The organism is Chloroflexota bacterium (genome assembly GCA_034717495.1).
In the GTDB taxonomy this organism is placed as follows: domain Bacteria; phylum Chloroflexota; class Anaerolineae; order JAAEKA01; family JAAEKA01; genus JAYELL01.
On record JAYELL010000025.1, the window covers coordinates 1 to 14333 of the forward strand.

Genomic DNA, 14333 nt, shown 5'->3' on the forward strand with positions numbered 1-14333 from the left:
CCGTGTCCCCCCGCCCTCAACTACTACTTTCGGGTAAGGGTATTTTGGGGCCGTTCCGCGGTCAAACCGGCCGATTCCGGGGTATTTCGGCCATTAGCCACCAACAATACCCCGAACGGGCTATTGAAATCGAGCCAATGTTGTGTTAATGTTGATACCAGAATGAGGAATAAGACCTCGTTTCTTCACCGTCGTATCGAATCTCGGCCCGGTGCACTTGCTATCGACGGAGCACCGGCTAAGAGGTTATTACGTCCAACAGCTTACAAAAGGAGAGTTTAGAGCATGAAGAAACTCCGCATTATCAGCCTTTTTGGGTTAGTCGCTTTGCTCCTGATGGCAGCCTTGCCAGTATATGCCGATCCAATTCCCGGGGAAGGCAATACCGACGTGGTTGTCGCCAACACCAATCAAAACGCTGGTGCACCAGCCGCCAATGTGGTAGCCCGTTACTACAACAACAGTGGTACCCTTGAAACTGAGCGCCCCAGAAACGTCAACCCGCGGGGGTCCTACGCCTTTTTGGCCGGCGACGCCAACCTGGGTGATGGCTGGAACGGCGCCATGATCATCCAGAGCGATAACGAGCTGGCAGCCACTGCCGAGATCACATGGTCCAATGGTGGTTCCGCGGACGGCACCACGGCAGGTGCTTACCTGGGCTACGATGAGGGTGCCACGGAAATGTACCTGCCCTTCGTCGTGCGGGCCTCGTTCCAGTTCACCCGCATCTCCGTGCAGAACACAGAGAACTCCAGCACCAGCTACAATGTGAAGTATATCAACCGCGATGGCAACGTCGACTTCACGATCAGCGATACGCTACAGGCACGGGGCTCCACCACCTATGACGTTCACATGCCAGGTGGTAAGGTACCCGATCTATCAACGACGGGCTATTGGGCGAGCAATGGTTTCTGGGGCGGTGCCATCAAGATCACCACCACAGGCGGTAAAAAGATCGCCGCGGTTGCCACCAACCACTGGAATCACTGGGGCCTGGCCTACAATGGTGCCAGCAGCGGCAGCGTCAAAAACTACATCCCCTCCAGCGAGCGCCGTTATGATGCGGTCCAGGGCTGGCGTGGCTTCTCGGTTGCCATCGTCCAGTGCGCCGAGTCCAGCAGCAGCTGTGATGTCAAGCTGGACTATGTCAATTCGCAGACTCAAAATGTCGATCTGACAGTGAGCAAGACGATCAATGCCGGTGCCGCTCTGGGCTCCAACACCAAAGGAGGGGGAGATTTTGACCCCAACCTGTATGCGACCCATCTTGGCGACACCTGGGCCGGTTCGGTGATCGTCAGCACCACCAACAACAAGAAGGTTTCGGTTATCAGCTACAGCATCCGACCTGGCACGTTGATTGCGGGAGCAACCTCCGCGGCCAACGCGGGTGACGCCGGTGCCGAGACATTCCTGCCTGCTGTCTACCAGAAGAACACTGACGGCGTCTCCTGCCCGGATGACCCGAACAACGACTGGCAGCAGTTTTCGCTGATCCGCATCCAGAACCCGACCAACACCAACGCCACCGATGTGGACATCTCCTACTTCAATCGCAACGGCACGTTGGCGTTGCAGGAGTTGAACAACACGATCAACGCCGAGAAGTCCTACAACCGCAATACCCGCAACCATTGTGCCCAAATCGACCTGGGCGGCACATGGGAGGGCAGCGTTTACATCAGCAGCAATGTGGACCTGGTAGCCGTGTCCGAAACCCTGTGGGGTGGCACCAAGATGAATTCCTACAACGGTTTCAGCAAGTAGGGATCATCGCCAGGCCAACCACTGGCTAAAGACGATCTAAAAGGAGCTTCCGGCCGGAAGCTCCTTTTTCGTTGGGCGGGGCTTGCCCATGCACATCCGTAATCTATCTCTCTTGATTGCCATCCCCGAATACGGTATAATCATGTCAGGATGGTATCGCTAGAGAGAGGCCCCACTTTACCGAGATTGGCTCGTTGGTTTTTCCTGTTGAGCCTGGTTCTGCTTGTTCTGGCTTCGCCGGCCCAGGCGCAGAGTGACGAGGCCATCTTCGTCATGACCTTCGATGGACCAGTGAACCCTATCCTGGTCTCCTATATCGAACGGGGAATCGAACAGGCTGAGAAGCACGGAGCGACGGCCCTCATCTTGCGGTTGGACACTCCCGGTGGGCAGGTCGATCTCACCCAGGACATCGTCAAGACGATGCGAGCCGCCAATGTACCGATCATCGTGTACGTCTGGCCTACCGGCGCCCATGCGGGGTCCGCCGGCACTTTCATTACCCTGGCTGGTCACGCTGCTGCCATGACGCCCGGAAGCAGCATCGGGGCAGCCAGTCCCATCGACGGCAGTGGGCAAGATCTGGGCGAGACGATCCAGAAGAAGCTGACCAACATTCTGAGCGCCGATGTCGAAAACCTCGCAAAACGAAGGGGAGAGGATGCCGTCACCTGGGCTCGAAGTGCCGTTGAACAAGCTGCTGCCGCTACCGCTGAGGAAGCCCTGGCACTCAATGTGATCGATGCTATCGCGGCTGATGTAGATGAACTGATCGAAAAGCTTGATGGCTTCGAAGTTGAGGTCAACGGAGAGCCACAAACCCTCCATCTGGTGGGTACTCCGGTCGTGGACCTGCCAACCACCAACCTGGAGAACATACTCAACACCCTGCTCAACGCCATCATCGTGCCAGGTATCGCCATCATGCTCATCGTCTTGGGCGTTCAGGGAATTATCAGCGAGTTCTCTCAGCCGGGAGGTTATTTCGCCGGCATCGTGGGGGCTATCGCCCTGATGTTGGGGCTCTACGCGCTGGGCGTTCTGAACGCCAACTGGGTGGGACTTGGTTTCATCTTTTTGAGCTTTCTGCTCTTTTTCCTGGACGTTAAGGCACCCTCTCACGGCGCGCTGACCGTGGCGGGCGTAATAACCTTTGTCTTCGGCGCAGCTTTACTCTTCAGAGGAACAAACGTGGAAATACCCTGGCCAACTATCATCGGTCTCGCTGCCCTGACCCTCTTCTTTTTTAGTTTTCTCGTCGCCAAAGCATTCGGTGCTCAGCGCAAGACGCCTTCCTGGGGCATGGAAAGTCTTGTGGGGCAACAAGGCACCACACGGACAGACCTGGACCCGAAAGGAAAAGTTTTCCTGCAGGGCGAGTACTGGGACGCTGAACTGGAAGTGAAGTCGAAAATGGTACCTGCCGGTAACCCGGTCACTGTGGTAGACCGCAAGGGCTTTGTGTTGATAGTTCGTAGCTGAAAAATCCTCAGCCCAGGCACAGTTCACCAATCCCGTGGGCCAGGCTGGTCCCTTGATCACTGTTAAGTCCGGAGGACTCAATCATGTCAACAGAACAGGATATCTCGATTCACCTGACACCCGAGGAACAGCGCGCAGTGGAAGCGCTTCAGAAAGAGATGGGCCTGGACCATCCCGATGAGGTTATGCATGTACTGCTTCGGCAAGCCCAGCAACGCATCGCGGTCGTCTGCCCAAACTGTGGACATTCCGCTCAGAAAACCGCTGAGGACGAAGCAAAATGCGTCGATTGTCTCTCCGTCATGCACCTGAGCGAGGGTATCTGGGAAATCATTTCGCTGAAATAACCCTTGACAATCGATCATTGATAATTGACTATTAAAATGCGTCACTTTCTGGTAGACACCGACACGGCATCGGACGACGCGGTTGCGCTGGTCATGGCCTTGCAGAACCCTGAGGTCCAGGTAGAGGGAGTTACCGTCGTGTCCGGCAACGTACCCCTGGAACAGGGCGTGCAAAACGCCCTCTACACCGTCGAACTATGCCAGAAACAGGTACCGGTCTATGCTGGTATGGCCCGACCCTTGCTCCGTCCCCTGGAAACCGCTCAGGCCGTTCACGGGCAGGACGGCATGGGTGACATCGGTTTGGCGCTGGGTGGCCGGCAACCCGCCGAAGGCCACGCCGTGCCCATCATCATCGAGACCATTCGCCGTTTCGCCGGCAAGATCACCCTGGTTACCCTGGGCCCGCTTACCAACCTGGCCCTGGCCCTGCTGGAGGACCCGGCAATTGCCAGCATGGTCGACCGCTGCGTCATCATGGGAGGCATTGGCCAGGGATACGGCAATGTGACCCCCGTAGCTGAGTACAATATCTGGGTCGACCCCGAGGCAGCCAGGATTGTCTTCGACTCGGGATTGCCCATCACCATGGTTGGTTGGGATATCTCACGTCTTTTCGCTACCTTCAACGAACAAGAAGCGGCCGAATTGCGCAACGTCGGTACACCATTGGCAAGATTCTGCGTTGCTATTCAAAAAAATGTCACACAGTTCGGACTGGAGGTCACCAAGATCGATGGTTTTGACCTTCCTGATCCCATTGCCATGGCGGTCGCCCTGGATCCCCGGGTTGCCACCCGGTCCCAACACCTGGCCGTTGCCGTTGAGACCCAAAGCGATCTCTGTCGCGGCCAGACAGTTGTCGATCATCTTTGGATATTGGGACAACCGGCCAATGCCCAGGTAGTGTTGGAGGCCAGCCGAGAGCGATTCCTACAGCTGTTGGTCGGCGCGGTCGGCGGGTAGGAGCTGAGAGGAACAAAGGGGCCACTTGGAGTTGCGCTTTCCTCAGCCAGGTCATCGCCAGATTGAGCATCTCTCCCCGAGGCTCCCCGGCACCGGAACTTGTCAAGAGAGACAGCCAGTGGTATTGTGAGCCTGCCGGATCGCCGATCTGGACCGTTTAGCCAGGAGAGATATCATGCTCAGCATCACCTGCACATTTTGTCGAGCGCCAATCAACCTCAACGATGGTGAGTTGGCCCTTATCATGCAGGAAGTCGAAGAGAAGAAACCCAAGTCCTACCTGATTACCTGCTGGACCTGCCGAAAAGGCAACAAGGTGCCCATGAAACGCATTGAACAGGCCTACGTTCTGGCGGGAAGCCCCCCCGTTCCGGAAACACCAGCGGAAGAATCAGAGAAAACGCCAGAGGAGACAAAAGAATAGCTGGCGGACGGCTTTCAGAAAACCGCGGACAACAGACGACAGACCGCAGGCGGCGGTCGCCTGGTTAGAGGATCTGTGATAAGAACAGTTTGGTCCTGTCCTCTTGCGGATTGTCGAAAATATCCTCGGGGGTCCCCTGCTCCACGATCATGCCCTCATCGAAGAATAACATGCGATCCGCAACCTCTCGGGCAAAGCCCATCTCATGAGAAACCACGATCATGGTCATGCCACTCAGCGCCAATTCCTTCATTACGTCCAACACCTCTTTGATCATCTCAGGATCAAGAGCACTGGTTGGCTCGTCAAATAGCATGATTTTCGGTTGCATCGCCAGGGCCCGGGCAATTGCTACCCGCTGCTGCTGGCCTCCGGAAAGCTGACCCGGATACTTCTCTGCCTGCTCTGGAATGCCCACTCGCTCCAACAGTTCGATGGCAACTTCCTCCGCCTTCTCCTTGGGCCATTTGCGCACCCAAATAGGCGCCAATGTGACGTTGTCGATAACCCTTAAATGAGGAAAAAGGTTGAACTGCTGAAAAACCATGCCCACTTCGCTGCGAATGGCCTCGATATTGCGAACATCGTTGGTTAACTCAATGCCATCAACAATGATGTCGCCTTTCTGGTGATCCTCCAGGCGATTGAGGGTGCGAATGAAGGTAGACTTGCCCGATCCCGAAGGACCGAACACCACGATCACCTCCTGGCGTTTGATGTTGGTAGAAATACCGCGCAGGACGTGAAAGTCGTCGAACCACTTGTGTACATCGCGGCAGATGATGATATCATCGGCAGTTTCGAGGTGTTTATCAAGCATAGTGCACTCTCTACATTTTGAAAATCAGCCGCCCTTTTTTCCACCGTCCCGGCAGATTGATCGATAGGTTCAGGGCCTAACGCTTGCCCAGACCGACAGCGACCTCCACCCGGCGGCTTGCGAACGACATGCTGTACGTAAAGACCCAAAAAACAGCCGCAATAAACAGGTAGACTTCCATGTCCAGCAGCAACCACTGGGGATTGCTGTTGAGAACGGCTTTACCCACCGCCAGCAACTCCAACAGGCCAACAATGATCGCCAGGGTCGTGTCCATGAACAATGCGATAAACTGGCCGACAATAGCGGGAATGACAACCCGCAGTGCTTGCGGAAGCACGATCAGCGACGTGGTCTGTATGCCGGTCAAGCCAACCGCTTTGGCCGCCTCATACTGTCCCGAGGGAATAGCCTGCAAGCCACCACGCACATTCTCTGCCATGTAAGCAGCGGAGAACAGAGTCATACCAATCATGGCGCGCAAGACCCGGTCGATTCGTAATCCTTCCGGAAGAAAAAGGGGTAGAATGATTGAGGCCATGAATAAAATGGTAACCAGCGGTACACCGCGGACAGCTTCGATGAAGAGCACGCAAAGCGCCTTGACCACGGGTAGCGAACTTTGCCTGCCCAGAGCCAGCCCAACACCTATGGGAAAAGAAGCCACAATGCCGACGGCGGCCAGAAGGAAGGTTAGCAGTAAACCACCCCATTGGCCCGTCTCCACGCGGGGCAGAACAGCCGCGTTACGAAATCCACCCAACAGGATGAGTGTCAGTACAAAAGATGCCCCGAACGCGATTGCAATCCACAGGGACTTGATCGGGAGTTTTAGCCCAATGACGAATCCGGCTGCAAGGACCAGCACGTTTCCCGCCAGGCGCAGCCGTGTATTCAGGGGCAAATACTCAAGGCTCATGGGGAACAGGGAGAGAATCAGGTAGGCAGCGCCCAGGCCCATGGCGAAAGTCAACACCGTGCCGCGCCACTTGCCGGCGCTGATGCCCATCAGGAGGGACACCATGTAAACGATGAGCCATACCCGCCATAACTCCTCCGAGGGAAAGGGACCCACGGCATAGAGCTTGAGGTTCTCAACAACCGGACTCCAGTCTGCCACCGTGATAGCCCACCTGAGCAACCCGCCCACAACCACAACGATGGCTACCAGGGAAATGACTGTAAGAATCGTATTGAACCAACCGCTGAACAGGTTTTTGCGTAGCCAGTAGATCGCGCCTGGCCCGGACGGTGGGCGTACGATTGTTTCGCTTGCACTTGTCATCGCTATCGCTCCACCAGCTGCACTCGCCGATTATAGATATTCATAATGAACGATGTGATCAAACTGAGCCCCAGGTAACAGGCCATGATCAAGAGGAAGACTGGGACCGCACGGCCAGCCTGATTAATGATAGTACGCCCGACAAAGAAGACATCTGCATAGCCGATCACGATTGCCAGACTGGAGTTTTTGGTCAGATTCAGGTACTGACTGATCAGCGGTGGAATGATCACCCGCATAGCCAGAGGCATAATAACCAGACGCAGCACCTGGCTTTGGCTCAATCCAAGGGATCTGGCTGCCTCCACCTGTCCCTTTTCGACAGCCAGGATTCCCGCTCGTATCACCTCGGCAATAAAGGCTCCGGTATAGATCACAAGGCCAACGAGCAGCGCGGCGAATTCAGGAGTGAGTCTGAGTCCTCCAGAGAAATTGAACTTACCGAGTTCCGGAACCGTACCTTGCAAGGGTGGAGACCCTACCAGGAACCAGCCCACCAGTGGGAAGACTACGAAAATCAGTGTTCCTATCACAAAGGGATAGGTGCTGCGACCTGTGCGGAGCTGATAGTGCAACAGTACGCGGTAAACGATGATGGACAGGATCACACCAGCCACAAAGATTAGTGCCCAGGTCACGAAACTTGCCGTCGGCTTTACCCAGGTCATGTACATCCCCCGCTGGCTCAGAAACAGCGGTCCAGGCAACCTGAGCGCATCCTGCACGGACGGAAACGCCTGAAAAACTGCGAAATACCAGATAAAGAGCTGGACCAACAAGGGAATATTGCGGATGGTATCGATGTAGACGGTGGCGATCTTGCTCACCAGCCAGTTTGAGGAAAGACGGCTAAGGGCGGCGATCAAACCGACGACAGTTGCCAGTACAATGCCAACCAGCGATACCTTGAGTGTGTTCAGAAAACCAACCCAAAGCGCGTATCCGAAACTCTTGGAGGGATCATAATCAATGACCGACTCGGACAGGGGAAATCCCGAGGCCTCGTCCATCCAACCAAAGCCCAGGTCCAATCCCCGTGCGTCGGCTGCGTCGATCACGTTACGAATGAAAAAGATAAGGAATCCGATGACTACTATTGCGGAGACGATTTGGGCAATCCACTGGAGAACCTCCACGTCTCGCCATAGAGGTACGCCCTTTCGCGTGAGAAATCGGGGAACAGATGAGGATGAGGTGGTCATAGTTCAAAGGGAGATCATCACAACCTGCCTGATGAGAACGGTTCCTGCACCATCAGACAGGTTGTGAAATGTGAGAATACAGAGACGAAATGTGCTAGACTGCGATATCGTTAGCGAAGCGGCGGCGCATAGATCAAGCCACCTTTGCTCCACAGTTCATTCTGGCCGCGTGGCAACGTGAAGGCAGCACCGTCCGGGCCCATATAGCGATCGTAGATCTCGCCATAGTTGCCCACGGCCTTGATCACGTTGACTGCAAAGTCAGTCGAAAGCCCCAGGTCCTCCTGGCCGAAGCTGCCTTCCACACCCAACATGCGCCGTACAGGGATATTTTCACTGTTCATCATCTCGTCAACATTCGCCGAGGTGACTCCCAGTTCCTCTGCGTTGATCAGCACCCACATCACTGACTTAACAATGTCGAACCACTGGCTATCACCGGTCGGTACGGCAGGAGTCAAGGGTTCCTTGGACATGGTGATGTCCATGATCATGTGATCATCAGGATTGGCGAAACCACTTCGCACGGCCGCCAACTGAGACTTGTCACTGGTTGCAGCGTCGCATCGGCCATCTTCGTAGGCACCATACACCGCTGAGGTATCCTCGAATGTCACTGCGGTGAATTCCAAACCTCGCTCTCGGAAGGCATCAGCCAGGTTTTTCTCCGTGGTAGTACCGGTAGTTACACAGACAGTTGCACCGTCCAAATCCTCTAACGTTGTTGCGCCGCTGTCACCACGCACCATCATGCCCTGTCCGTCATAGAACATGACCGTTGTGAAGTTACCCCACTGGGCATCTCGGGAGGAGGTCCACGTAACATTTCGGGACAGTAAATCGATCTCACCAGTCTGCAGAGCGGGCCCACGTTCGGCGGCAGTCAAGGGCACGATCTCCGCAGCGGTTGGATCGCCGAAGATAGCGGTAGCCACCGCCCGGCAGAGGTCGGTGTCAAAACCAATATTGTTGCCCTCGGAATCCAGGTAGCCAAAGCCAACCAGGTCAGTACGGCCACCACAGACCAACTTTCCGCGATCCTGGACGATATTCAACATCTTTTGAGCCACGGCTGCTGGCGGAGCTTCACCACCTTCCGCCGGCACTTCAACGATTCGAGTCACTTCGACCATGACTTCAACAACTTCCTGTTGAGCTGGGGCTGCGGCCGGTACTTGAGCACAGCTTGTGACCAACATGGCCAACACCATGAGCGCGGAAAGCGCAATCAGCATACGGCGTTTCATTTGCTACTCCTCCTGAATAGGGTACAGAATCAAAGAACAGCTTTCGACGTGGGAAACAAGATGGGGCTTTGTTGAATTACGGTGCCTCCTTTCAACCACCGACTGGCTTGCCAGGATGACAACCTGACAGTGTCCTGCCGTCAATTCCTGTTGGGCGGGAATGAAGGGCAACGGCAGTGGGGATGCGGGAACAGATCGACGTGGCACCATTGCCGGAACAATCGAACCTCTTCAAAGGATTAACGAAGGTTGTGCGCCATAGCGATGGAGACAAGCAGTACAGATTCGAGTGAGGCCCACCCGTCAGCTTGTCCTTACGTAAATTGAACACCGAAGTGCAGCATCGACGTCAACTTGCGTGGCTTGGAAGAGGTAACCAGGGGTCCGCGAAAAGTATGGAGACCCATCTGGGGAAAAATCCAAATTCACTACCAAAATATAGCACACAAATTCGCTCGCGTCAAACACTTCGCGCACAATTAACATAACAAAAAGAGTTAGATGCTTACACCGACCCCGAAATCGTAGACGAACTGTCCACCAAGCCAGCCCTCGACCATAACGAGTACCAATCCCATTTGATCGATCAACCCTGTCAGGATAACGGGAAACAGAAAACTCCATCCGACAAGCAGCACCCCCCACGTGAAGACTGCCAAATCCTGTCGGCGCCACAAAAGAAGGAAACCGAGCAGGGCGATGGTGCCGGTCGCGAAAAGGGAAATGTACCTTTTGAGTCAGATTCTTGCACACTGGGCAAGGAGATTATCAGCGAACCCAACAAGGATGTACCGCAGACCTGAAAAGAAAAAAACATAACCGCAGATAAACGCCGATGGACGCAGATCAATCCAAAAAAGATCAGCGATTATCTGCGCCGAAGGTCTGCGTAATCAGCGTTCCTCTGGCTTGTCCAGGTTAGGGAAATGCCCAAAACGCGGGTGCAGCGGCTACAAAGGAGGCATGGTACAAGTATAGCACAGGCAGAAACGGCCGGCAAAGCTCTTGAAAATGCTTGCGTCTCACAGTGCCGTATGCTAAAATCAAAGATGGCCTTTGAATGGCTGTAATCATCGGAGTACCCAGATGGCAAGATTTTCCGGTCAAGCTACAATTGAGATCCTGGCATTCAACGCCCCCACTGATGGCGCGATTGCCTGCCGCTTATTCACCACTGTACCCCCAAAGTGATTGAACTCGATCGACTCCTGGCGGCCACTGGCGGCCGGCTTCATGGCAAGGCCTTTTCGCAACGCTTTTCCTCTTTTTCGTACGACTCCCGCCTGCTGTCCAAACGAGGAAAAGATGTCGGCTCGGCAGTCGCGATTCCCCCCATGTTTGTGGCAATCAAGACTGAAAAGGGGGATGGGCACGACTACATCGCCGAGGCCGTTAGCGGGGGAGCCGGCGCTGTTCTCGTGCAGCACCCCGTCAACCTGGAAGAGGACAGGGTCACGTGTATCATCGTGCCCGACACAAGGGCAGCTCTGACAGCCTACGCCCGTCACGTATTGCAGCGTCCTGACCTGACAACGGTTGGCATCACCGGATCCACTGGAAAGACCACGACCAAAGAACTGATTGCTACGGTTTTGGCCCAGGGAGATCACCCGGTCTTCCGCAACCGGGGAAGTATCAACGGGCGCTACGGCTTGTCCATCGCCGCTGGCGATCTGGAGCCGCATCATCGTTTAGCGGTTTTGGAATTGGCAGCTGATAGCTTTGACGAGATTCGCGACCTGGCCACCCTGACCCAGCCTCAGGTCGGTGTGGTGACCTCCGTCAGTCCAGTGCATCTTGCCACATTCGGTTCCCTGGATGCCATCGCCAACGAAAAGGGACGACTACTCGAGGTCTTGCCCTCTGCAGGGCTGGCCATACTCAATGCCGATGATCCAACCGTTGTGGCGCTGGCTGACAGAACCCGGGCAAGGATCATAACCGTCGGCACGGCCGAAAACGCCGATTTGCGCGCAACCGATGTGACCATCACTTCCCATGGCATCAAGTTCACCCTCTCCCGCTTCCCCGGCCTGGATATCGCAGCCGTACGGGTACGATCCCAATTACTCGGGGCTCATCATATCCCTCTGATCCTCTCCGCCATGGCTGTGGGCTGGTGGTTTGGCATCCCTTTGGAAACCATGGTGTCGACCCTTGCCGATATCGAACCGCTGCCTGGACGGCTGCGTCCTCTAAAGGGCCTGCATGGCGCCCTGCTGCTGGACGATACGGTAAATGCCAGCCCAGCCGCCACCAGGGCGGCCATGGCCGCCCTGTCGCTCTTCGAAGACAGGCTACGAGTGGCCGTCCTGGGAGATATGTGGGATCTGGGTGCCCTGGAGGCTTCAGCCCACAGCGACCTGGGCAGACATGTAGCCAGGGTCGCCGATTGGCTCGTCGTGAAAGGGGAACGCGCCCAGAACATAGCAGAAGGCGCCATGGAAGCGGGCATGCCTGTGGCGCGTGTTTTCAGAGCTTACACCGACGAGGATATATTGCGTTTTCTTGAAGGTCTTTTGGTTAAGGCCGACGTATCCTTAGGGGATCGGCCACCCGTGATCCTCGTCAAGGGTGATCGGCCCGCTCGGATGGAACGCATTGTAGCTGGCCTCATGGATGAACCAGCACGGGCCGGAAGCCTCCTGGTGCGCCAGTCAGCCGGGTGGAAGCAGGTTCAGCCACTCGTCCAGGATCGGCCTACCTGGGTAGAGATCGACCTTGAGGCCATCGCAGGCAACGTTCGCGCGTCACGCGCGATGGTCGGGCCAGAGGTAGGTATCTGTGCCGTGTTGAAGGCGGATGGCTACGGACATGGCGCCGCCAGTATTGCTCGAACTGCTCTCAACAATGGCGCGCGCATGCTGGCTGTCGCTTGCCTGGCTGAGGCAGTGACCCTGCGACGGGCAGCTATCGATGCCCCCATTCTGGTGTTGGGTTACACCCCTGCCTGGCAAGCCAGGGATACACTGCGACATGGTGTGACAGCAACCATCTACGATCACGATGTAGCCCGGGCGCTCAATCAGGCAGCAGCCGATCTGAATCGTCCAGCTCGAGTCCATGTGAAGGTAGACACCGGCATGGGCCGGCTCGGATTACTGCCCGAAAGGACAGTGCCTTTCCTGAAACAGATTCGATCGCTGTCAGGCTTGATCATCGAGGGCATCTTCACCCATTTTTCGGTGGCTGACAGCACAGATCCCGATCATGAGCAGCACACTGCCATGCAACTGGCAACATTCCAGAAAATCCTCGCTGACCTTGGTCAGGAGGGAATCGAATTTCCACTGATCCATGCTGCCAATTCGTCGGCCATGTTAACCCAGCCCGCCAGTCATTTCAACCTGGTCCGGCTTGGCATGGCTCTGTATGGTTTGCCACCGTCGCCCGGGATAACCCTGCCAGACAGCTTTCGATCTGCTCTCGGCTGGAAAACCCAGGTCGCCCAGGTCAAAGAACTGCCATCAGACTCACCGATCAGTTACGGAAACACCTTTATCACCTCGGACTGGACCAAGGTCGCCGTTATTCCTGTTGGATACGCCGATGGTTTTCGTCGAGCGCCACGCCACTGGGGCCATGTACTGGTTCGGGGACAACCTGCACCGATAATCGGCAAGGTTACGATGGATCAAACCATGCTCGACGTGACCCACATTCGCGGAGTCCGGCAAGGGGACGAGGTAGTCTTGATCGGTCGCCAGGACCATGCGGAGATCACAGTTGATCAAGTGGCCCAGCGCCTGGGAACGATAAACTACGAGGTTGTGTCGGAAATATTGGCACGAGTGCCACGGATCGTGTAACATAATAGGGAGCGCGATTCGCCCGTTCCCCTATTCACAATTTCTCAGTACGGAAAAACCAATTGAACCCATCAACTCAAAAAGCCCTGGTCATCATCAACCCCCACGCAGCCCGCGGACGTGCTCACAAACGGGTCGCGCACGTTCAGGCTGCTCTCCAGTCGGTCGACCTGCCTTACGATCCGGTAATTTCCGAGGAGCCCGGCCACGCCATAGAACTGGCCCGTCGGGGAGCGCTTGCCGGTCGGGAATTGATCGTGGCAGCCGGTGGGGATGGCACGGTTCACGAAACGGTCAATGGCCTGATGCTGGCGGCCAATGAGGGCGCGATCAGCACCCTGGGCATAATACCCATCGGCAGCGGCAATGACTTTGCCGCTGCGTTGGGTATCTCGAGTGACCTGGATGAGGCGGCGCAGACCCTGGTGCATGGGCAGAAACGCCTTCTCGACGTGGGTTGTGTCAATGGCCGCTATTTCAGCTCCCAGACGGGGGTGGGCTTTATTTCGGTGGTTAGCATGGAGGCCGGAAAAAAGAGTATCCTGACGGGTCAGCTCCTGTACCTGGCAGCCATCTTGCGCACCCTGGGCTCCTATAAGTTACCAACCGTCAACATCGAAATGGACGACGGAATCATCGAGAACAAAGCTATCCTCATGATTGCCGTTGGCAATACCCACCGGATGGGCGGTGGATTCCTGATAACCCCCGAAGCGCAACCAGATGATGGCATCCTGGACCTGGTTATCGTCGACGCGATATCGACGATACAGATCCTGCGCCTGCTACCCAAGGCCATGTCCGGTGATCACCTGGGAGAGCCGGCTGTCCTCATGACACGTACAACCAGGTTGGTTGTCGAGTCAGAGGCGCCTTTGATCCTTCAGGCCGATGGCGAAACTCTCTGGGATGACGTCCATCGAATGGAAGTGACTGTGGAACCGGGACGATTGCCAGTGTTGGTATGAGGGCTACGCG

At 55.9% G+C, this 14333-nt stretch carries 12 protein-coding genes; 7 read left to right on the top strand and 5 right to left on the bottom strand.

Annotation, left to right across the window (positions count from 1 at the left end; genetic code table 11):
- Window positions 1-285: 285 nt before the first annotated feature.
- The 5 genes from U9R25_04880 (at window position 286) to U9R25_04900 (ending at window position 4992) form a co-directional block, all read left to right on the top strand.
- Window positions 286-1773, top strand: coding sequence for a hypothetical protein (locus U9R25_04880; protein MEA3335221.1), 1488 nt, complete (start codon window positions 286-288; stop codon window positions 1771-1773).
- Between the two features lie 150 nt (window positions 1774-1923).
- Window positions 1924-3255 carry a nodulation protein NfeD gene (locus tag U9R25_04885; protein MEA3335222.1) on the top strand — a complete coding sequence of 444 codons (1332 nt, stop codon included), beginning with the start codon at window positions 1924-1926 and terminating at the stop codon, window positions 3253-3255.
- A gap of 83 nt (window positions 3256-3338) precedes the next feature.
- Window positions 3339-3602: a hypothetical protein gene (locus U9R25_04890; GenBank protein ID MEA3335223.1), complete on the top strand. Its 264-nt coding sequence runs from the start codon at window positions 3339-3341 to the stop codon at window positions 3600-3602.
- Window positions 3603-3626: 24 nt separating this feature from the next.
- Entirely contained in the window at window positions 3627-4568 is a 942-nt protein-coding gene (locus U9R25_04895) for a nucleoside hydrolase (protein MEA3335224.1), read from the top strand.
- Window positions 4569-4743: 175 nt separating this feature from the next.
- Entirely contained in the window at window positions 4744-4992 is a 249-nt protein-coding gene (locus U9R25_04900) for a hypothetical protein (GenBank protein MEA3335225.1), read from the top strand.
- A gap of 64 nt (window positions 4993-5056) precedes the next feature.
- Here U9R25_04900 and U9R25_04905 read toward each other — a convergent pair whose 3' ends face one another.
- The 5 genes from U9R25_04905 to U9R25_04925 all read right to left on the bottom strand — a co-directional run bounded on the left by U9R25_04905 (window position 5057) and on the right by U9R25_04925 (window position 10205).
- Window positions 5057-5812 (bottom strand): amino acid ABC transporter ATP-binding protein, encoded by a 756-nt coding sequence (locus tag U9R25_04905; protein ID MEA3335226.1) that lies wholly within the window; start codon window positions 5810-5812, stop codon window positions 5057-5059.
- 76 nt (window positions 5813-5888) lie between these two features.
- Window positions 5889-7097 carry an amino acid ABC transporter permease gene (locus tag U9R25_04910; protein MEA3335227.1) on the bottom strand — a complete coding sequence of 403 codons (1209 nt, stop codon included), beginning with the start codon at window positions 7095-7097 and terminating at the stop codon, window positions 5889-5891.
- Window positions 7098-7099: 2 nt separating this feature from the next.
- Window positions 7100-8233: an ABC transporter permease subunit gene (locus U9R25_04915; protein MEA3335228.1), complete on the bottom strand. Its 1134-nt coding sequence runs from the start codon at window positions 8231-8233 to the stop codon at window positions 7100-7102.
- Between the two features lie 176 nt (window positions 8234-8409).
- Window positions 8410-9546, bottom strand: a complete 1137-nt coding sequence (locus tag U9R25_04920; GenBank protein ID MEA3335229.1) for an amino acid ABC transporter substrate-binding protein — start codon at window positions 9544-9546, stop codon at window positions 8410-8412.
- 497 nt (window positions 9547-10043) lie between these two features.
- On the bottom strand, window positions 10044-10205 hold the full coding sequence (locus tag U9R25_04925) for a hypothetical protein (GenBank protein MEA3335230.1): 162 nt from the start codon (window positions 10203-10205) through the stop codon (window positions 10044-10046).
- Window positions 10206-10733: 528 nt separating this feature from the next.
- Here U9R25_04925 and alr point away from each other — a divergent pair.
- Both alr and U9R25_04935 read left to right on the top strand, forming a co-directional pair.
- Window positions 10734-13355: an alanine racemase gene (gene alr, locus U9R25_04930; protein ID MEA3335231.1), complete on the top strand. Its 2622-nt coding sequence runs from the start codon at window positions 10734-10736 to the stop codon at window positions 13353-13355.
- A gap of 62 nt (window positions 13356-13417) precedes the next feature.
- On the top strand, window positions 13418-14323 hold the full coding sequence (locus U9R25_04935; protein ID MEA3335232.1) for a diacylglycerol kinase family protein: 906 nt from the start codon (window positions 13418-13420) through the stop codon (window positions 14321-14323).
- Window positions 14324-14333: the final 10 nt, after the last annotated feature.